An 18,667-nucleotide genomic window follows, 5' to 3' on the forward strand; every position below is an offset into this window, starting at 1 on the left:
ACCTTTAGCTTATTATTAAGCATTGATTAGATACTAACTGAAGTGTTGAATAACATTTGTATTTATTATTTAGTAAAAAAGTGGTATAATGATTTGATTTCGTCTTGATTAATAAATAGTGAACTAGCTTTATTTGTTAGTATTGCAAAAGCAATGAAGTAATAATGCCCTCGGGTATTGAAAACCTAATTTATCATCACCATATCTATAGTTGTTTTGTCAATTTAGCTAGCTTTGCTAAAATTTAGTCCAAAGATGAATAACTTTATAAGTCACACTATTTTTACGCATTAGCAATCAAACATGTTAAAAATTATTATGATAGATGTGTTAGTTTTACATTGTATTTATGAGGTTTAAAGAAGAACCTTTAACAAAAAAAATTATATCTAGCAATATTATTGAACTCTCCAAAACTAAATGTGTCTTAATAAGAGTCATGACTATTTAAATAGTTCGTTATTCGACTCTTGAGATGTTTTAGTCAAGTATTAAGTAAAGGCGTTGTGCTATTGGTTGATACCGTCTTCGCCTTTAAAACATGACCTATAAGTAAATAAGGCTATTTAGCCTAGCCTTAGAATATAACAATTGATATTTTGAGTATTAGTATGTTACGAACATGCTTTAGTTATTTTTTCATTTGGAACTGTTTATCTAGCGAAGGCTGTTACCAATAGCCTTTTATTTTTTAAACTTTTTTGCTTTGTAATTCGAACTCATTAGTTTGAATATTTCTTGAAGAATTAAAATAACTATTTGAAATATTATTGATCTTTATATTAAAGCGCCATGTTACCCTGAAAGATCTTTACGTAAAATGTAACAATCGCTTTTTGGTATTGAAGGTCTTGTTACCTTTTTCTTTTAATTAAAAAGGAAGTGACAGAATGAAGACATTTAAAAAACCTTTATTTACCTTAGTACATAGTAATGATGCAATACCTGAACATAGAACATTAGCTTATTTAGATCCTACATTAAATTATTACACTGATCATATTGATGAGATTATTGCATTACGTGTTAAGGAACTTAAATTACACCATTCCGAATATAGGGAGTATCATGATAGTAATAAAATTAATAAAGGCGGTTTTTCCTTTATTTTTAATGAAATATTTGAATCAGAGCACCATAAAAAGCAGATTAGTATGCTGAAAGATGAAATTGCTATTACCAAAGAATCTAATAAGGTAAAGGAGTTATTAGATACTCGAATCAAAAAAATCGCTAACGCTTACCCTGAGTTGCAGTTTAATTTTAATGATATGCAAGCTTTACCCGCTAAAGTTAAAGAGTATCTTTTTGCGCCACCTTTAATTTTAACTGATGATAATGCAATTATGCTTTGGGACGATTAAGCTTTGGAATATCACAATAAGTAGAATAGAAAGTAACACACTAAGCACGACCACAACATTATAGCAATAGTAGGAAACAAAAAAGCTCGAAATATGAGCTTTTTTGTGTTTGCAGTTAACTATTAAATGCACTTTCACCATGGCTATTGATGTCAAGCCCTTCTCTTTCATGTTCTTCTGATACACGCAAACCAACGCAAAGATCTGCAATTTTATAAGAAATAAAAGAAATAACCGTGGTCCAAATTACACAAGTTATAATACTCATCAACTGAATAGCAACTTGGCTTACCATAGTAATACCTTGTGTATAACCAACACCGCCTAAGGATTCTGATGCAAATACACCTGTTAATATGCAACCGACGATGCCACATACACCATGTACACCAAATACGTCACAAGTGTCATCAATTTTTAGAATTCGTTTGAGTGTTGATACGCCCCAAACACCAGCAAAACCACAAATAAAGCCAATTAACATAGCCCCACCTACCCCGACTAGACCTGCGGCTGGCGTTACCCCTACTAATCCAGCTATCACACCCGATGCTGAACCAAGGCAAGATGGTTTTCCGCGGAAGAACCATTCAGCCAATGTCCATGCTAAAACTGCGGCGGCAGTTGCTGCAACTGTGTTAATAAAAGCTAAACCAGCAATTTCGTCAGCATGTGTTGATGAGCCGGCGTTGAAGCCAAACCATCCAATATAAAGAATGGCTGCACCAAGATAAACATAAGGCAAATTAAACGGTTTTAGTGGTTCACGATTATAACCAATGCGATTTTTGATAAAATAAGCACCAATTATTCCTGCAACCGCTGCATTAATATGTACTACAGTGCCACCGGCAAAATCAAGTGCTCCCTCATCACCTAAGATACCACCACCCCATACCATATGCGCCATAGGAATATATGAAAATGTAAACCATAGCACCATAAAAATGAGTACTGCTGAAAAACGAATCCGTTCAGCAAAAGCTCCCAGAATTAAGCAACAGGTAATGCAAGCAAACGATCCTTGGAATGCGACCCAAATTAATTCATAAATAGCTCCTGATACATTAGTAATACTTATACCTATTAATAATGCGTGATTCAAATTTCCATAAAACCAGTTACCCTCTCCAAAAGCAAGTGAATAACCATAAACAATCCATAACACAGAAATTAGCGAAAAAACAACCAATACTTGTGTTAACATCGATAACACATTTTTAGAGCGCAATAAACCACCATAAAATAAAGCAATACCCGGAATAGACATAAACAGAACTAATGCTGTGCAGATCATCATAAATCCATTATCAGCTTTATCAGCTATGCCAACTTCTCCAGCAAAAGCAGAACTTGAAAATAAAATCGTTAAATATAAAATAGCTTTTTTCAACATAATGATACCCTTAACAATAAATTACAGCGCCGAGTCATCGGTTTCACCAGTGCGTATACGCACTACATGTTCAAGTGCAGTGACAAAAATTTTGCCATCGCCAATTTTGCCAGTATGCGCAGCCTTAGCTACAGTGCTAATAACCTCGTCAAGCTGATCATCGCTAATGGCTAAGTCGATTTTAACTTTAGGTAAAAAATTGACATTATATTCGGCACCACGATATAGCTCTGCATGGCCTTTTTGACGCCCAAAACCTTTAACCTCAGTGACAGTTAATCCTGTAATACCTATATTAGATAACGCTTCTCTAACTTCTTCTAATTTGAAAGGTTTTATAACTACAGTGACTAATTTCATTTAATGCTCCTAATAAATTTGAGATACAAAATGAATAATGCAAAGAACATGCCAGAAATTGATAACTTGAACTAAATTGCGTTATTTAAAAAGAATATGGAAGGTAGTTGAAATAAAGATCTAGGCTTAATCGTTTTTCTCAATGATGAGTAATATAAATAATTACAGTTTATTTGGATACTTTAACTATTAGCCACGCACTAATCTGGTGCCAATGCATATTAGTAGTGCCCAATCATTTAATCAATTGCTACAAGCTAGAATGTGACCATTAACTTGCGATATTCATCATAAGCAAAGTGATCGGTCATACCACTAATATAATCTTGCAATAATCGGCATCGGTAATAAAATTCCATACACACGAAACTTGTTTTATTTGAATTAAGTTCGCTGATTGCTTGTTTATAAGCGACACAATGTTTTGAGGATAATTTATGATATAAGCGTGTCTCAATGGGATAATGTTTGTGATGTTGATTGTCAACCAATTTTAAAAAGTCATGAGTTGGCATATTAAGCAATGGACTATAAATATCAAGCAACCCACTAATAATTCGGTATCCTTGAAGTTCAATATTTTCGACCGATTCATGATTGAATACATGTTCAAATCCAACTTTTTTAAAAATATTTAGTAATTTATATTCAGCGCTATGATCTTCAAGTAAAGCATAATTAAATGATCCATGATAGATTGCTTCAATATTTTCAATAACACGTTCCGCTGCATGGGGTACCAGCTTACCGATAGTGTTAACACGTAAATACATAAAGAACTGATCAATACCAATAACATCAAATCCATTCTGTTTTAAGTTTTCATAAGGTCGATTCACAACGGTATCAAACAGATCGTCTTTTTTAACTGCTCCCCATGCTTCTGCTAGGTATGCGTAGAGCTGTTTTACTGTTAGGATTTTCTTTTCAACAGCATCTTCTAGATCTGCAATGCAATATGAGATATCGTCGGCAGCTTCCATAATGTAGGTCAATGGATATCGATGGAATGGTTTAATATCAAGCTGTTTAGATAGCTCTTTTATAAATGGCTCTTCTGATAAATAATAACCTGGCTTTTTCATTAAATAAGAAAATTCAGCCGGCACTTGTTTAGACCAATAGGCCGGTTTGGAATATTTAAGAATTGAGGCAATTTGTGAATAGGTTAAATTAAGACGCAATATTGTATGCACTAATCGAATTGCTTGTGCATTACCTTCAAAATTAGATAGATCTTGGCGGATTTTTGTTTTAAGTTTTTTGATTTCATCGGTATCGTTATCATTTATATCAAGTTCACTATAAGCTGTGGGTTTTCCAAGCCCTAGGCGTAACGTAAACCATTGATTAATAGCAGCCTCACCAAAATGACCAAATGGGGGATTGCCAATATCGTGCATTAAACAGGCCATCTCAACCAGACTTTCGATAGCCATTACGCAATTATCAAATCCATATTTTTCTAGTTGTCTAGATTTGCTTAGTCGATTGACGATTTCTTTAACAATATAGCGACCCACTTGTTGCACTTCCATAGAATGAGTGAGCCGTGTTCTAACCACTGAATTTCGTTCTAGTGGAAAGACTTGCGTTTTTTGTTGTAATCGACGAATGGCAGCGGAATTAATAATACGCTCGCGATCGCTTTCAAAACAACGCACTATTGAGTACTCATCAGACAGTATTTCACGCTGTTTACTGGCGTAACGCTGATAATTAATTTTTTGGTTGAAGTTGACCATGGATCTACCCTTAAATTTAATCGCCTTGATTGGTTTAACTTACTAAATTACAATAATTTTTGTTTTGCCCATTCAATGCTTATTTGATAATCACAAGGCAATAGCAATATTAAAGTGTCTAATGCTTTTAGCAATTTGTCAGGTTGATTATGAGTTAAATTTAAATGCCCTACTTTACGCCCGACTCGGACTTCTTTTTCATACCAATGTAGATGAACTAAATCGATAGATAACCAATTAATATTTAATTCTGTGCCAATTAAATTAACCATAACCGAAGGTGCAAACACATCAGGTTTAGGTAATGGCAGCCCTAATATAGCTCGAAGATGTAGCTCAAATTGGCTTATTGAGGCACCATTTTGCGTCCAATGTCCACTATTATGCACGCGCGGTGCAAGTTCATTGATCAGTAATTCATCACCAACAATAAAACATTCCATTGCCATTACACCAATATAATTTAATTTATGCATAATGGCAGATAGCATTTTTTCAGCTTTTGCCTGTAATAATGAATGGGAAGCATTAGGTACTGCAACACTCATTTTTAATATGCCATCTTGATGTAAGTTATGGGTAAGAGGATAAAATACTGTTTCACCTTTTGCGTTACGAGCGCCCACTAATGACATCTCTTTGTCAAATGGAATAGCTTGTTCAACAATAGCGTGCTGATAGAGATCATCTGGCACGTTTATTGGGTTATTAACCGAAATTCGCCATTGCCCTCGCCCATCATAACCACCAGTGCGGCGTTTAACAATTAATAGCTCACCCAGTTCGGTAAACAGTTTTTGCCAATCCTGAGATTGATTAAGTAAAAACCATTTGGCGGTAGGTAAACCAAGTTGATCGAGTAGCTGTTTTTGCGTTAAACGATCAGCAATAAGCGGAAAGATATCTCGATTAATAAAATGAGGGTGTTTAGCTAGAATCTGTGTAAATGGTGTATCTGACCAACGTTCTATTTCGGCGGTTATCACTGATTGTTGATATGGAATTGTCGTTGGTTCTTCCTCTAACCCTACAGGGTAGACTTTAATACCTAATGGTTCACCAGCTTGCTTAAGCATTCGTCCTAATTGCCCGTTACCCAGTACACAAACAGATCGAAGTTTCATATTATGCATTCACTCTTGGATCGGGATGATTTAATACATCATCCGTTTGATTGAATCGCCATGTTGATAAACGTTGATAAATAGCTTTATCATGCAAAGCTAAAATTTGCGCAGCAAGTAATGCCGCATTGGCTGCCCCCGATTTGCCTATTGCCAATGTGCCAACAGGAATGCCTTTAGGCATTTGCACAATGGAATATAAGCTATCAACGCCACTTAGGGTAGCAGTTTGCACGGGAACACCGAATACAGGAACGAGTGTTTTGGCTGCTAACATGCCAGGTAAATGGGCAGCACCACCAGCACCCGCAATGATCACATCAAAGCCTTTTTGCTTAGCATCTTCGGCAAAGCGAAATAATTTATCAGGAGTACGGTGAGCAGAAACGATTTCAACATGGTAGGGAATAATCAATGTATCAAGAATATCAGCGGCATGTTGCATTGTATTCCAATCACTTTTAGATCCCATAACAATGGCAATTTTAGGTTGAGTGTGCATAGCAAATGTGAGAATAATTAAAATAGAATGTATGCAAAGTATACACTAAAATTTTGTTAATGGGGATCATAATGGCTTTATCACTTAGCAACAAAAAAGCTACAATTAACGAGGTAAAGAAAATGACCTTAGAGGTATCGCCGAATAGTATCGGCGATAATAGAAAAACTAGGCTTTTACTGCTGCCACGATTTTAATTTCTATCAAATATTCTTTTTTCATTAACTCAGCTTGCACTGTACAACGTACTGGTGCACTACCTTTAGCTACCCATTCGTCCCATGCTTTATTCATACCTGCAAAGTCACTTTTATTAACTAAAAATAATGTTACATCTAATATACGCGTTTTATCACTGTTAGCTCGGGCTAATATTTTGTCAATTTCAGCTAATGCACTTTTGGTTTGCACATAAGCGTCATTTTCAAGATTAGTAGGAACGCTTGTGTAATAAATAACGTTATTATGGATCACAGCTTCAGACCAACGATCATCTGGATCAATTCGAGTTATTGTCATCTTTTTTCCTTGTTAAATGCGCCATCAAGATACTTTTATAAAATCCGCACGTAATTTTTTTATTTCATCACGCAACACACCTGCTTTTTCAAATTCAAGATTTTGAGCAGCTTCATACATCATTGCTTCAAGTTCTTTCACTTTTGCTTGTACTTCTTTAACTGAAACATAATGGTATGGTTTGCCTGGTTCAAATGCCTGTACTTTGGCTGTTGACTTTTTAGTGCTTAAACCTGCTTCTAATATGTCTTTAATTTCTTTGCGTACCGATTTTGGTGTAATGCCATGCGTTGTATTAAAGTCTTCTTGTTTTTTTCGACGGCGAGCAGTTTCGTCAATCGTTTTTTGCATAGCTGGCGTTATTCTATCAGCATACAATATGGCTTTACCATTCACATTTCGAGCTGCGCGCCCAACAGTTTGAATGAGAGAACTTTCCGAGCGCAAAAAACCTTCGCGATCAGCATCTAATATTGCCACTAAAGAGACTTCTGGTATATCTAGCCCTTCTCTTAATAAGTTAATCCCAACGAGTACATCCACTTTTCCTAAGCGTAAATCTCGAATTATTTCCATTCGTTCAACTGTGTTGATATCTGAATGTAAGTATTTTACATTGACACTATGTTCTGACAAATAGTCAGTTAAGTTCTCTGCCATACGTTTAGTTAGTGTAGTTACTAATATTCGCTCGTCGTTATTAATACGAATTTTGATTTCAGATAGCAGATCATCAACTTGTGTAGCAACGGGCCTAACCTCGATAATAGGATCGAGCAGCCCCGTAGGCCTAACTACTTGCTCAATGATTTCTCCACCAGATTTTTCTATTTCATATTTGGCTGGTGTTGCTGATACATAAATAGTTTGTGGCATAATATTTTCAAATTCAGTAAACTTTAAAGGTCGATTGTCTAGCGCTGATGGTAAGCGGAATCCATATTCAACCAAATTAAGTTTTCGAGAACGATCACCATTATACATTGCCCCCAATTGCGGAATAGCAACATGAGATTCGTCAATAAACAATAAACCATCTGCTGGCAAGTAATCAAATAACGTTGCAGGTGGATCACCTGGATTGCGTTGAGCTAGAAAGCGTGAATAATTTTCTATCCCAGAGCAGTAACCAAGTTCACTCATCATTTCAATATCAAATAGTGTTCGCTGGGTTAAACGTTGCTCTTCCAATAGGCGATTATTGTCTAATAACACCTTTTGCCGTTCTTTTAGCTCCTGTTTAATTTGTGCTATGGCATTTTCCATAATATTTCTTGGTGTAACATAGTGCGTTTTAGGATAAATGGTGATTCGCGATACTTCACTAACACTGCTACCTGTTAAAGGATCGAACATTACAATACGATCGACTTCATCATCAAATAGCTCAACACGTACAGCAAGCTCATCAGAGTCAGCAGGAAAAATATCTATCACATCCCCTCTCACGCGAAACGTACCACGGCTAAAGTTTATTTCGTTACGAGTGTATTGCAATTCAGCCAAACGAGTTAAGATTGAGCGCTGATCAGTAATCGTGCCTTTTGTTAAGTGCAATATCATCGACATATACGTTTCTGGCGCACCTAAACCATAAATGGCTGAAACCGAAGCAACGATCACAACATCACGCCGTTCTAATAGTGATTTAGTGGCAGAAAGACGCATTTGTTCTATATGTTCATTGATTGATGCATCTTTTTCAATAAAAGTATCAGTTGATGGCACATAAGATTCAGGTTGATAGTAATCATAATAAGATACAAAATATTCCACCGCATTTTCCGGGAAAAAAGCCTTCATTTCGCCATATAACTGGGCTGCTAATGTTTTATTGGGCGCCAAAATGATTGTAGGGCGGTTATGCTGAGCAATAACATTTGCCATAGTAAATGTTTTACCCGATCCTGTTACCCCTAATAAAGTTTGATGTGCAATTCCGTCATCAAGATTTTGATTAATTTTTTTTATAGCTTCAGGTTGATCACCAGCGGGCTTAAATTCGGAACATAATTTAAATTTTTTCATTACTCACAACCTAATATTTTACCTATTAATAAAAAATTATCCCCAAAAGGACTTGACCTTCAAAAATCTTCTATTTTTTGTTCAGCTTCCTTTTTAATTTATAAAAAAAACAACAAATGCACCTCTTGATTTATGGTATCTTATTGATATTAAACAAAAAACATTTTTATGCTTAAGTTACAATCAAATCAAGAAAAATCCTGATAGTGACTGGGGTTAGCGCTTTTTTCAATAAACTATTAACAGAGTTATCCACAGGTAACGGGGATAACTTCATAAGTGTAGCCTTTATAAAATGTTTTCATTTATCAAGATAAATTTTCAAAAAAAAATCCTTTTTATTTTGAAGATCATTTCTATTTTTAACATCAATTTTAATAGTTCTAACTAATTATTTTACTTAGCTGTTCAATTTGATATTGATAGCTATGATCAAACTCAGGAACAAAAGTTAATCGATGTGTGATGCATTTTGGGGCATCCTCAGCATGATGAGAAACAAATATCAACTGTGTGTGCCCCTCATTAATTAAACGATCTATCCAGCGTTTTACTAATTCTCTATTAAGATAATCAAGCCCTTGTAACGGTTCATCTAAAATAAGCAGTGTCGGATGTTTGACCAAAGCTCTGGCAATAAGTATTAACCTTTGTTGCCCCCAAGAAAGCGACTGAAACGGTTTATCTGCTTGCGCTTGCAACCCTAGCAATTGTAACCATTCATCAACCAGTTTAGCTTGTTTATCACTTGTTGCTTGGTAAACACCAATCGAATCAAAATAGCCAGACAATAACACGGTTTTAACACTAGAACTAACACGATAATTCAAATGCAAGCTACTGCTCACATAACCGATATGGCGTTTAATATCCCAAATCGTTTCACCCGAACCACGTTTGCGCCCAAATAAAGTAAGATCATTGCTATATCCTTGCGGATGATCGCCTGTTATTAAACTTAATAACGTTGATTTACCTGCGCCATTAGGCCCAACAATTTGCCAATTTTGCTTGGCTTTTACTTGCCAAGTTAATCCATTAATAATTGCTGTATCATCATAATAGACATAACCATTTTTTAATATGACACGATCTAATTGATCGGCTAATGGTGTTGGGGGTTCATCGGCCTCTGGTAAGGACATATTGGGTATATTTTCTAAATCAGCTAATTGCTTAACTGTTGTATCGTTTAATATTGTGTGCTTTGTGTCAATTTTCAATAGTTGACAATCGGCTAATATACCAATATTTTCGATAAAAGTAGGGATCTCGTTAAATCGATTTAAAACAAGAGCAATAGTGACTCCTTGCTTTGCAAGCACTGCAAGTATTTCTACTAAATTTTCACGGGATGCGGTATCTAAACCATCAAAAGGTTCATCTAATATTAAAAAATCAGGTTGTTGCATTAGCGCTCGGCAGATTAGCGTTTTACGTGTTTCCCCCGTTGAAAGATATTTAAAACGTCTAAGTAATAAATGTTCAATCCCAAATTGTTGTGCTAGTTGCTGGCAAAGCTCTTGATTACTCATATTTTGTTGAATAATTTGTTCAGTGCTCAGCCCCGTATCATTTTCACCTTCACTTAACATGTCAGTATTGTTTCGCTTCCATTCATCATTAATCAGTTTTTGAAGTTGTTCAAAAGAGATATGAACTATAGATTTAAATTGATTGATAATTTTCCCTGATAATAGTTTTTGTTTGCCTGCCAATGCTTTAGCAAGTACAGATTTACCACTGCCATTACGCCCCACAAAAGCAACATTACCAGCTTGTTGAATTGTTAATGATTCAATGGTAAAAACTTGGTAGTCATTAATTTTAAAATGTGCATTTTCTATCTGTAGCATGATAACCTCATATTACTAAACTAATGTAGTAACAATAATATGTTGTGGATTAATAGATAGTTTAACCTGTTTGCCTATAATTAATCTCGATTGCTTAATTTCATTAGCTAATTTGCTAGCATAAAGCACAATGCCAGAGGGTAGTGAGCAAGCGATTTCACTCCATTTGCCATCAGTCGTGATTTTTTCAATAGTGACCGATAGGCAGTTCTCATTAGCATCGTTCAATTCAATTAAGGGAGCTTTAATTAGCAACAAGACTGTTTTATCTGTACCCAACTTTAACCGTTCAATACTTGGTTGAGTGATGTAAGCTTTTAGCTCTGTTTTATTATCACTTAACTGCACAGTAATAAATCCAGCAATCCCACTTGTTTGAATCTGTTTAACAGCACCATATAACTGATTACGTGCACTAGTTTGCAAAGATAAACTGGCTGTGGCTTTTAAAATATCATCTAATGGAATTTTGTCGTCACTAAGAATATTAAATGCTTTTTGTTGTAGATGAGTTAATAATTCATAAAGTTGAATAAATCTAACAGCATAGGCACTCAACTTAGTTCCTCCTCCATTTTTACCACCAATTGCTGTAATTAAAAAAGGCTTAGGCGCTAGCTTGTTAATCTCATTGATAGCGTCCCATGCTGTTTTATAGCTGACCCCAATTTCCTTGGCAGCTTGACTTAATGACCCCGTTTGTTCAATAGCTTTTAACAACGCAATGCGCCTCGGGTCGGTAAATAGCTGTTGATGAATATTCAACGTTAATAAAATTTCAGGAGAAAACATAATGTAACACCATGAACAATCAACTAATTAAAGGAAAGAGTAAGGTAATTATTGTAGACCCTTTTTGACATTCCTTCAAAAAAGTTAAAAATCTTATTGGTTGTTTTATAAAAAACCGTTTTATAGAATTTGTTTAATTGTACTTTATAGATAAAGTTTGTTATTATCGATATGTTATTTTTTATATAGCGATTATTAAATATTCTATTGATAACATAAAATTTATTTATAATAATCAATCCAATATATAGCATTGTCAGCCCAAATAAACTTACTATTATTGTGAGGAGTAAAATGAAAAAAGTTATTGGAATTTTGCAAATTATCATAATGATGACAGTAACCTTTTTAGCATCAGCAGCCGAAAAAATAACGGTATTTGCCGCTTCGTCATTGACTGATTCTATACAGAATATCGCTGCTATTTATAAAGTTGAACATGAAGATACCGATATTGTGTTTTCATTTGCTTCATCATCAGTATTAGCTAAACAAATTGAACAAGGTGCACCTGCTGATATCTTTATGTCAGCGGATCAAAAGTGGATGACTTACCTTATTGAACATAACGTAGCTAAAGATAAACAAGATCTTTTGAAAAACACATTGGTTCTTATTGCTCCCAAGCAATCGAAATTAAATCATATTGTTATTAATACTCAAACTGACTGGGAAGCAATTTTACCTAAAGGGGAAAAAATAGCCATTGGCGATCCAGATCATGTTCCTGCTGGGCTTTACGCCAAAGAATCCTTAACCAATTTAGGAATATTGAATAAATTGTCACCACAATTTGCTCCTGCTAGCAATGTACGTGACGCATTGATGTTAGTCGAGCGTAATGAAGCTACGCTTGGTATTGTCTATAGCACAGATGCAAAGGTAAGCGATAAGGTAAAAATTATTGGGACATTCCCTATGGATACTTTTAAGCCTATAGAATATCCCATTACCTTATTGAATCCCAAAGCAAACGATTTTTATCAATATTTAAATTCGCCACAAGCTAAAGCCATTTTTAAACAATACGGTTTTATAATAAAATAATTTATCGCCAAGTGTATTTTGAAATATGTTATTAAGTGAATTTGAATGGCAAACTTTATTACTTAGTTTAAAGATAGCTACTTCGGCAATTGGGTTTAGCTTACCAATAGGAATTTTAACTGCTTGGGTATTAGCCCGCTGTCAATTTTTTGGTAAATCGTTATTTGATAGCATTATACATCTTCCACTTGTTTTACCTCCCGTAGTTTTAGGTTATTTATTGCTAATAACTATGGGCCGGCATGGTGTAATTGGTGAATGGTTAAATAATAATTTTAATATCAGTTTCAGCTTTAATTGGCAGGGGGCAGCTTTAGCTTCGGCGGTGGTAGCTTTTCCGCTAATGGTTCGATCAATTCGTTTAGCCATTGAATCGATTGATATCCGCCTTGAAAACGTAGCTCGTACTCTTGGTGCTCATAAATGGCGAGTGTTTATAACTATCACGTTACCTTTAGCTGTTCCTGGCATTTTAATGGGAATGGTGCTAAGTTTTGCACGTTGTTTAGGAGAATTTGGTGCAACCATTACGTTCGTATCAAATATTCAAGGTGAAACCCGCACTTTACCTCTCGCAATGTATACATTTCTGCAAATTCCCAACGGTGAACACAGTGCACTACGGCTTTGTATTATTTCAGTTGTGTTATCACTAATTGCACTTTTTTTATCCGAATGGTTAAATCGTTGGCATAAAAACAAAATTGCAGGATAATAACTCATGTTACAAATACAAATTAGCAAACAACTGGCTTCATTTTCGTTCCAATTCAAGCATGACATAAAATGTCAAGGTATCACCGCTATTTTAGGGGTTTCTGGATCGGGAAAATCCACACTAATTAACCTTATTAATGGGTTAATTAAGCCTGATCATGGCTATATTCAACTAAATAATACTCTTCTGGTTGATTGCAATAGGCATCTTTTTATTGCCCCAGAAAATAGGCAGATTGGCACCATTTTTCAAGATGCATTACTTTTCCCTCATTATAAAGTTATAAAAAACCTTACTTATGGAGCTAAGAATTTAAATCTGTCAAAATTTGACGAAATCGTCAATGTGCTTAATATTCGTTCATTATTAAATCGTTATCCAGCCACTTTGTCTGGTGGCGAAAAGCAACGAGTGGCAATTGGTCGAGCGCTATTAACCAACCCGTTATTGCTATTGATGGATGAACCGCTTTCGGCACTTGATATGCCAAGAAAAAAGGAATTATTAATCTATATTAAAAAATTATCTAATGAGTTAAATATACCCATTATTTATGTGACCCATAATATTAATGAAGTTAAACAGATAGCCAATAATTTGGCAATATTAGATCAAGGGAAGCTGATTGAATTTGGTAAGGCCGAGCATGTGTTACAAAGTGATTATTTGAAAGAATGGCTATAAAGCTCCAAAGTATTGCTATCTTGTGATTGCTTAATGTATGTCACACCATCATGCCATGCGCCAAGAACAAGGCGAGTTGCACTGCGCCCTTCAATTTGAAAATGGTGAGTTGCAGGTTTATGTGTATGACCATGCACCATAATATCAGCTTTATGCTCCGCCATCATCTTGACCACAGCGTGTTGATTTACATCCATAATAGTTCCAGATTTTATCTGATTATGTTGGCTACTTTTTTGTCGCAGCTTAGCCGCAATTTTTAGTCGAAGGAACAAAGGCAGTAATAAAAACAGTTTTTGTAACCATTTATTATGCATGATTTTTCTAAACTTTTGATACTGAGAATCGTCAATACATAATAAATCACCATGTAAAAATACGATATTTGTTTCTTGATTAGGTAAACAATTAATTTCTGGCAATATAGTCATATCACATTGCTGAGCATACTTTTTACCTAATAGAAAATCGCGGTTTCCATGCACAAAATATTTAGTGATGCCTCGTTTTGATAACCGGTACAATGCTTGGACAACTTGTTGATGTAATTCAGTCTTTACATCATCACCAACCCAATAATCAAAAAGATCGCCTAAAATATAAAGCTCACAATTTTCAGGTAAGGTATCTAGAAAAGACAAAAAACCTGCGGTTATATCGCTATAACCAGAAGCAGGTTTATTATCTGCTAGATGAATATCTGCAATAAAATAACGAGCTGGATTATTCAACCGTTACACTCGTAATAATAATATCTTCAACAGGAACGTCTGAATGCATGCCACTGCGCCCTGTTTTTACAGCTTTTATTTTATCAACCACATCAAGCCCATCAGTGACTTGTGCAAACACGCAATAGCCATAACCATTAACGTCAGCAGAACGGAAGTTGAGATAATCATTATCAACTACATTGATAAAAAATTGAGCTGTCGCAGAGTGTGGATCTGATGTGCGCGCCATCGCTAATGTACCACGATCATTTTTTAAACCATTATCTGCTTCGTTTTTAATAGGCGCATTCGTCTTTTTCTGCTTCATGCCTGGTTCAAAACCGCCACCTTGAATCATGAAATTATTAATAACACGATGGAAGATTGTATTGTTATAAAAACCAGCTTTACAATATTCAACAAAATTTTTGACGGTTTCAGGGGCTTTATCGTCAAAAGTTTTGATCTTAATATCACCTAAATTAGTGTGAAATATAATCATTACATATTCCTTATTTTTATTTAATGTACATCTTTCTATAAAATTTAATGAGTCGGAGTCAATTTGGCTTACTAAATTTTTCACATGCTTCAAGCGTGTTACTCATTAACATAGCAACAGTCATTGGGCCAACACCGCCCGGAACAGGTGTGATCCATCCAGCTCTTTCAACAGCCACATCAAACTCTACATCACCTGCTAATTTACCATCTGACAAACGATTGATACCAACATCAATCACAATTGCTCCTGGTTTAATCCATTCACCTTTAACATAATTTGGAATACCGACACCTGCAACCACTATGTCTGCATTATTGACATGTTTTGCTAAATCAACGGTACGGCTATGGGTAATGGTAGTTGTACAACCTAATAGCAATAATTCTAATGCCATTGGACGACCAACAATGTTTGATGCTCCTACAACAGTTGCATTTAAACCAGATAAATTTATCCCCGTTGATTCTAGCATTTTAACCACACCATATGGCGTACACGGACGTAAAATAGGATCGCGTTGTAGTAAGTGTCCAATATTATATGGATGAAAACCATCAACATCTTTACTTGGATCGATACGTTCAAGGACTTTTGTTTTATCAATATTATCAGGTAAAGGGAGTTGCACTAAAATACCATGCACATCTGGACGTTGATTAAGCTCATCAATTAATGCCAACAACTCATCGGTAGTTGCCGATAAAAAATCATAAGCAAAGGAAGCAAAGCCAACGTCATCACAAGCTTTTTGCTTATTTTTAACATAGATTTTCGATGCAGGATCTGAGCCAACTTGAATCACAGCCAAACCTGGAACAGATAGGCTTTTTTCAATACGTATTTTAACTTTATTAGCAATATCCGTTCGTATTTGTTGTGCCAATGCTTTTCCATCAATAATATGTGCAGTCATAAGCTTCCGTTTAGCTATCTTAGTCATGTTATCATTTTCGCAAAAGTTTTTATTAATGTCTATTTACTTGTGAATTGATTGTTAAGTTGAGTTAATATTAGAGTATATTGCTTATCAATATCTGTTATAACTGAACAAATATGTGCATCAAAAGCTTTTAATTTAGGCTTTTGAGCTTTCCACTCATTTTTAGAGATTTGTTTAATTGCGGCTAAATTCTTAAAAAAATTAAAATGCAAAATACTGCCACCCACGACATTATAGAAAATACGCTGACCAATATCTTCACCGTCTTTTTTTAGATTATTAAAATTTTGGTAGGAAAATCGAGTATAACCATTTTCAGTAATAATCGCAGTATGTAGCAAATTAACTAAACGTTTATATAACTTATTTAACTCGCCTTTGAGTTCATTATCATCACTCAACTGATTTTTTATTGCTTTTTCAAACGCCTCTTTAACTTCAGTTAAAAGATTTACTGATTGCAGTTCTAAAAGAGGTAGCTGTTGGCGTAATACATGTTGAAATTGAATGAGTTCTTTTTGTAATGAAGGGTTAAGTGTTACTAATTTTTCATTTAAGATAACACGACCATTTTGCGTTATAGTTAAATCATTTTTTTTATTAAAAATATGTACGCTTTCTTTACTTATCGTGATGTTGTAACTAGGTTTAACTCCACACTCTTTTTTAGCGGCAAAAACAGAAACAGGAAAGAAGAAAACGATTAATAGTAAATATTTCAACATATTTATATCCAATTAGTTAATCATATAGATTATAACGTCTAACAGACAAGAAACATAATGAAATTCAATGAGAATTATGATTTTAAACGGCTATAAATGTATTTATAACAAGTGAGCTGAATCTAGCTTGGATTTTAATTAGATGTAACAAAACATCAAGTTGTTTACACTTCACGATGAAAATAATTCCTTAAAAAATCATAAGATGTTTTCCCAGAAAACACTTTATGCGGTTTAACCGTATTATAATAGTTAATAAATTGCCTAAGTTATAGAACTTCTTCGCGTTGTTTACGCGCCATGAATATGCATAAAAATGCAAGATTAACACCTTATCATCGAAAGCAGTTTTAACGTTTATACAAAAGAAAATCGCAGTCACTGGCTTAGTATTGTGATTTCATGTCAGCCGCCTCATGATTTATAGAACATCAATGTAACTACCCCCTAAAATAGTACAGCAAAAAAGTAGAAAATTCTCTATGATAAAAGTAAAAGAGGATTTAATTATGAAAAAAATGACTGAACATCAAATCGTCGCTATTTTAAAAGAAGCTGAAGCGGGTATTCCTGTCAAGGAACTCTGTCGTAAATATGGCATGGGTAATTCAACTTTTTATAAATGGCGGGAAAAATATGGCGGTATGGAAACTTCAGACATCAAACGTCTAAAAGAACTCGAAGCGGAAAACCGCAAGCTTAAGCAGATGTTTGCCGAACTGAGCTTAAAATCCCAGCTTCAGGAAGAAATCATAAAAAAGCTTTAGTGCCAACTGGGGCACGTAAAACATGGGCACAGCAACTACAACAAAATCATTTAGTTACTATTGCTATGAGCTGTGCCATTGTAGGCTTAAGCCGTTGTGCTTACTATTATCAACCTAAGTTACAGGATGATTCGGTGATTGTTTCGGTGTTGAATGCTATCACAGACCGGCATTTACGCTGGGGCTTTCCTAAATGTTTTAATCGTATCAGAAAGCTCGGCTATCAATGGAATCATAAACGGGTATATCGGGTGTATTGTGAATTGAAGCTTAATCTCAGGGTAAAGCGTAAAAAACGCATTCCTCCACGATGTCCGGAAAGGTTATTACTCCCCAATAAACAAGGTGAATGTTGGTCAATGGATTTTATGAGTGACAGTAGTCGTAATCAACGTCGCTTTAGGACATTCAATGTCATCGATGACTTTATCGTGAGGCGTTAGGTATTGATATTGCAGTAAGCTTACCCGCAGGTAGAGTGACTCGTTATTTGGATAAACTGGCCGAATATCATGGGTATCCATTAAAAATACGGGTCGATAATGGGCCAGAATTTACAGGAAAAACCTTTACCAACTGGGCTAAATCACATGATATAACCATTGATTATATTCAGCCCGGTAGCCCATATCAAAATGGCTATATTGAACGATTTAATCGTACCTATCGCACTGAAGTGCTCGATTTATATCTATTTAATAATCTAGAACAAGCAAGGAGAATAACTGAAGAATGGTTAACGGTTTATAACACCGAAAGACCGCATGAGGCATTAAATAACATGACACCGATTGAGTATAAAACACTAAAACAAGCAGCATGATTTTCTACGTGAGTTGTGTACTAAGTTTGGGGTATTTACAATGCCTTATAGAATACTTG

At 35.0% G+C, this 18,667-nt stretch carries 17 protein-coding genes and 1 pseudogene; 5 read left to right on the forward strand and 13 right to left on the reverse strand.

The annotated features are described in order from the left end of the window. Positions 1-890: 890 nt before the first annotated feature. Positions 891-1,364 carry a hypothetical protein gene (locus tag A9G28_RS12135; RefSeq protein ID WP_065580840.1) on the forward strand — a complete coding sequence of 158 codons (474 nt, stop codon included), beginning with the start codon at positions 891-893 and terminating at the stop codon, positions 1,362-1,364. Positions 1,365-1,479: 115 nt separating this feature from the next. Here A9G28_RS12135 and amtB read toward each other — a convergent pair whose 3' ends face one another. The 9 genes from amtB to A9G28_RS12180 all read right to left on the reverse strand — a co-directional run bounded on the left by amtB (position 1,480) and on the right by A9G28_RS12180 (position 11,686). Then, positions 1,480-2,760, reverse strand: coding sequence for an ammonium transporter AmtB (amtB, locus tag A9G28_RS12140; RefSeq protein WP_065580841.1), 1,281 nt, complete (start codon positions 2,758-2,760; stop codon positions 1,480-1,482). A 21-nt stretch (positions 2,761-2,781) separates the two neighbouring features. After that, positions 2,782-3,120 (reverse strand): P-II family nitrogen regulator, encoded by a 339-nt coding sequence (gene glnK / locus A9G28_RS12145; protein WP_065568451.1) that lies wholly within the window; start codon positions 3,118-3,120, stop codon positions 2,782-2,784. 257 nt (positions 3,121-3,377) lie between these two features. After that, on the reverse strand, positions 3,378-4,865 hold the full coding sequence (gene dgt / locus A9G28_RS12150) for a dGTPase (protein WP_065580842.1): 1,488 nt from the start codon (positions 4,863-4,865) through the stop codon (positions 3,378-3,380). Between the two features lie 47 nt (positions 4,866-4,912). Continuing rightward, positions 4,913-5,989 carry a 5-(carboxyamino)imidazole ribonucleotide synthase gene (purK, locus tag A9G28_RS12155; protein ID WP_065580861.1) on the reverse strand — a complete coding sequence of 359 codons (1,077 nt, stop codon included), beginning with the start codon at positions 5,987-5,989 and terminating at the stop codon, positions 4,913-4,915. A 1-nt stretch (position 5,990) separates the two neighbouring features. Beyond that, positions 5,991-6,491, reverse strand: coding sequence for a 5-(carboxyamino)imidazole ribonucleotide mutase (gene purE / locus A9G28_RS12160; RefSeq protein ID WP_065580843.1), 501 nt, complete (start codon positions 6,489-6,491; stop codon positions 5,991-5,993). A 168-nt stretch (positions 6,492-6,659) separates the two neighbouring features. Further along, positions 6,660-7,010, reverse strand: coding sequence for a RidA family protein (locus tag A9G28_RS12165; protein WP_065580844.1), 351 nt, complete (start codon positions 7,008-7,010; stop codon positions 6,660-6,662). A gap of 24 nt (positions 7,011-7,034) precedes the next feature. Next, a complete protein-coding gene (uvrB, locus tag A9G28_RS12170; RefSeq protein WP_065568455.1) occupies positions 7,035-9,038 on the reverse strand; it encodes an excinuclease ABC subunit UvrB in 2,004 nt (667 codons plus the stop codon). Positions 9,039-9,421: 383 nt separating this feature from the next. Continuing rightward, entirely contained in the window at positions 9,422-10,894 is a 1,473-nt protein-coding gene (gene modF / locus A9G28_RS12175) for a molybdate ABC transporter ATP-binding protein ModF (protein WP_065580845.1), read from the reverse strand. A 15-nt stretch (positions 10,895-10,909) separates the two neighbouring features. Further along, positions 10,910-11,686 carry a TOBE domain-containing protein gene (locus A9G28_RS12180; protein WP_065568457.1) on the reverse strand — a complete coding sequence of 259 codons (777 nt, stop codon included), beginning with the start codon at positions 11,684-11,686 and terminating at the stop codon, positions 10,910-10,912. 294 nt (positions 11,687-11,980) lie between these two features. Here A9G28_RS12180 and modA point away from each other — a divergent pair, with 294 nt between their 5' ends. Genes modA through modC form a run of 3 tightly spaced genes read left to right on the forward strand, consistent with a single transcriptional unit; the run spans position 11,981 to position 14,135 of the window. Next, entirely contained in the window at positions 11,981-12,733 is a 753-nt protein-coding gene (gene modA, locus A9G28_RS12185; RefSeq protein WP_065580846.1) for a molybdate ABC transporter substrate-binding protein, read from the forward strand. Positions 12,734-12,758: 25 nt separating this feature from the next. Beyond that, positions 12,759-13,448, forward strand: coding sequence for a molybdate ABC transporter permease subunit (gene modB / locus A9G28_RS12190; RefSeq protein WP_065580847.1), 690 nt, complete (start codon positions 12,759-12,761; stop codon positions 13,446-13,448). A 6-nt stretch (positions 13,449-13,454) separates the two neighbouring features. Then, complete coding sequence (gene modC, locus A9G28_RS12195) at positions 13,455-14,135, forward strand: molybdenum ABC transporter ATP-binding protein (protein ID WP_065580848.1); 681 nt, start codon at positions 13,455-13,457, stop codon at positions 14,133-14,135. Here the strand turns inward: modC and A9G28_RS12200 are convergent. The 4 genes from A9G28_RS12200 to A9G28_RS12215 are packed head-to-tail and all read right to left on the reverse strand — an operon-like array spanning position 14,114 to position 17,018. Beyond that, a complete protein-coding gene (locus A9G28_RS12200; protein WP_065580849.1) occupies positions 14,114-14,866 on the reverse strand; it encodes a UDP-2,3-diacylglucosamine diphosphatase in 753 nt (250 codons plus the stop codon). The two genes, modC and A9G28_RS12200, sit on opposite strands and share 22 nt — an antisense overlap. Continuing rightward, positions 14,859-15,350: a peptidylprolyl isomerase B gene (gene ppiB / locus A9G28_RS12205; RefSeq protein ID WP_065568462.1), complete on the reverse strand. Its 492-nt coding sequence runs from the start codon at positions 15,348-15,350 to the stop codon at positions 14,859-14,861. Before ppiB ends, A9G28_RS12200 begins: the two co-directional genes overlap by 8 nt. Before the next feature lie 58 nt (positions 15,351-15,408). After that, positions 15,409-16,266: a bifunctional methylenetetrahydrofolate dehydrogenase/methenyltetrahydrofolate cyclohydrolase FolD gene (folD, locus tag A9G28_RS12210; protein ID WP_065580850.1), complete on the reverse strand. Its 858-nt coding sequence runs from the start codon at positions 16,264-16,266 to the stop codon at positions 15,409-15,411. 59 nt (positions 16,267-16,325) lie between these two features. After that, the gene (locus A9G28_RS12215) at positions 16,326-17,018 is read right to left on the reverse strand and encodes a DUF2884 family protein (protein WP_065580851.1); all 693 of its coding nucleotides are present in this window, start codon (positions 17,016-17,018) and stop codon (positions 16,326-16,328) included. 509 nt (positions 17,019-17,527) lie between these two features. Here A9G28_RS12215 and A9G28_RS12225 point away from each other — a divergent pair. Then, positions 17,528-18,608: pseudogene (locus tag A9G28_RS12225) on the forward strand (IS3 family transposase). Positions 18,609-18,667 lie beyond the last annotated feature (59 nt).

The sequence above is a fragment of the Gilliamella sp. Fer1-1 genome, assembly GCF_001690825.1.
Taxonomy (GTDB): Bacteria; Pseudomonadota; Gammaproteobacteria; order Enterobacterales; family Orbaceae; genus Gilliamella; species Gilliamella apicola_C.

Coding starts and splice junctions, on each gene's coding strand:
- modF (WP_065580845.1), bottom strand. CDS start 10,894: ATGCTACAGATAGAAAATGCACATTTTAAAATTAATGACTACCAAGTT.
- A9G28_RS12165 (WP_065580844.1), bottom strand. CDS start 7,010: ATGACAATAACTCGAATTGATCCAGATGATCGTTGGTCTGAAGCTGTG.
- modA (WP_065580846.1), top strand. CDS start 11,981: ATGAAAAAAGTTATTGGAATTTTGCAAATTATCATAATGATGACAGTA.
- A9G28_RS12180 (WP_065568457.1), bottom strand. CDS start 11,686: ATGTTTTCTCCTGAAATTTTATTAACGTTGAATATTCATCAACAGCTA.
- ppiB (WP_065568462.1), bottom strand. CDS start 15,350: ATGATTATATTTCACACTAATTTAGGTGATATTAAGATCAAAACTTTT.
- purK (WP_065580861.1), bottom strand. CDS start 5,989: ATGAAACTTCGATCTGTTTGTGTACTGGGTAACGGGCAATTAGGACGA.
- modC (WP_065580848.1), top strand. CDS start 13,455: ATGTTACAAATACAAATTAGCAAACAACTGGCTTCATTTTCGTTCCAA.
- A9G28_RS12135 (WP_065580840.1), top strand. CDS start 891: ATGAAGACATTTAAAAAACCTTTATTTACCTTAGTACATAGTAATGAT.
- uvrB (WP_065568455.1), bottom strand. CDS start 9,038: ATGAAAAAATTTAAATTATGTTCCGAATTTAAGCCCGCTGGTGATCAA.
- A9G28_RS12215 (WP_065580851.1), bottom strand. CDS start 17,018: ATGTTGAAATATTTACTATTAATCGTTTTCTTCTTTCCTGTTTCTGTT.
- amtB (WP_065580841.1), bottom strand. CDS start 2,760: ATGTTGAAAAAAGCTATTTTATATTTAACGATTTTATTTTCAAGTTCT.
- purE (WP_065580843.1), bottom strand. CDS start 6,491: ATGCACACTCAACCTAAAATTGCCATTGTTATGGGATCTAAAAGTGAT.
- folD (WP_065580850.1), bottom strand. CDS start 16,266: ATGACTGCACATATTATTGATGGAAAAGCATTGGCACAACAAATACGA.
- modB (WP_065580847.1), top strand. CDS start 12,759: ATGTTATTAAGTGAATTTGAATGGCAAACTTTATTACTTAGTTTAAAG.
- dgt (WP_065580842.1), bottom strand. CDS start 4,865: ATGGTCAACTTCAACCAAAAAATTAATTATCAGCGTTACGCCAGTAAA.
- glnK (WP_065568451.1), bottom strand. CDS start 3,120: ATGAAATTAGTCACTGTAGTTATAAAACCTTTCAAATTAGAAGAAGTT.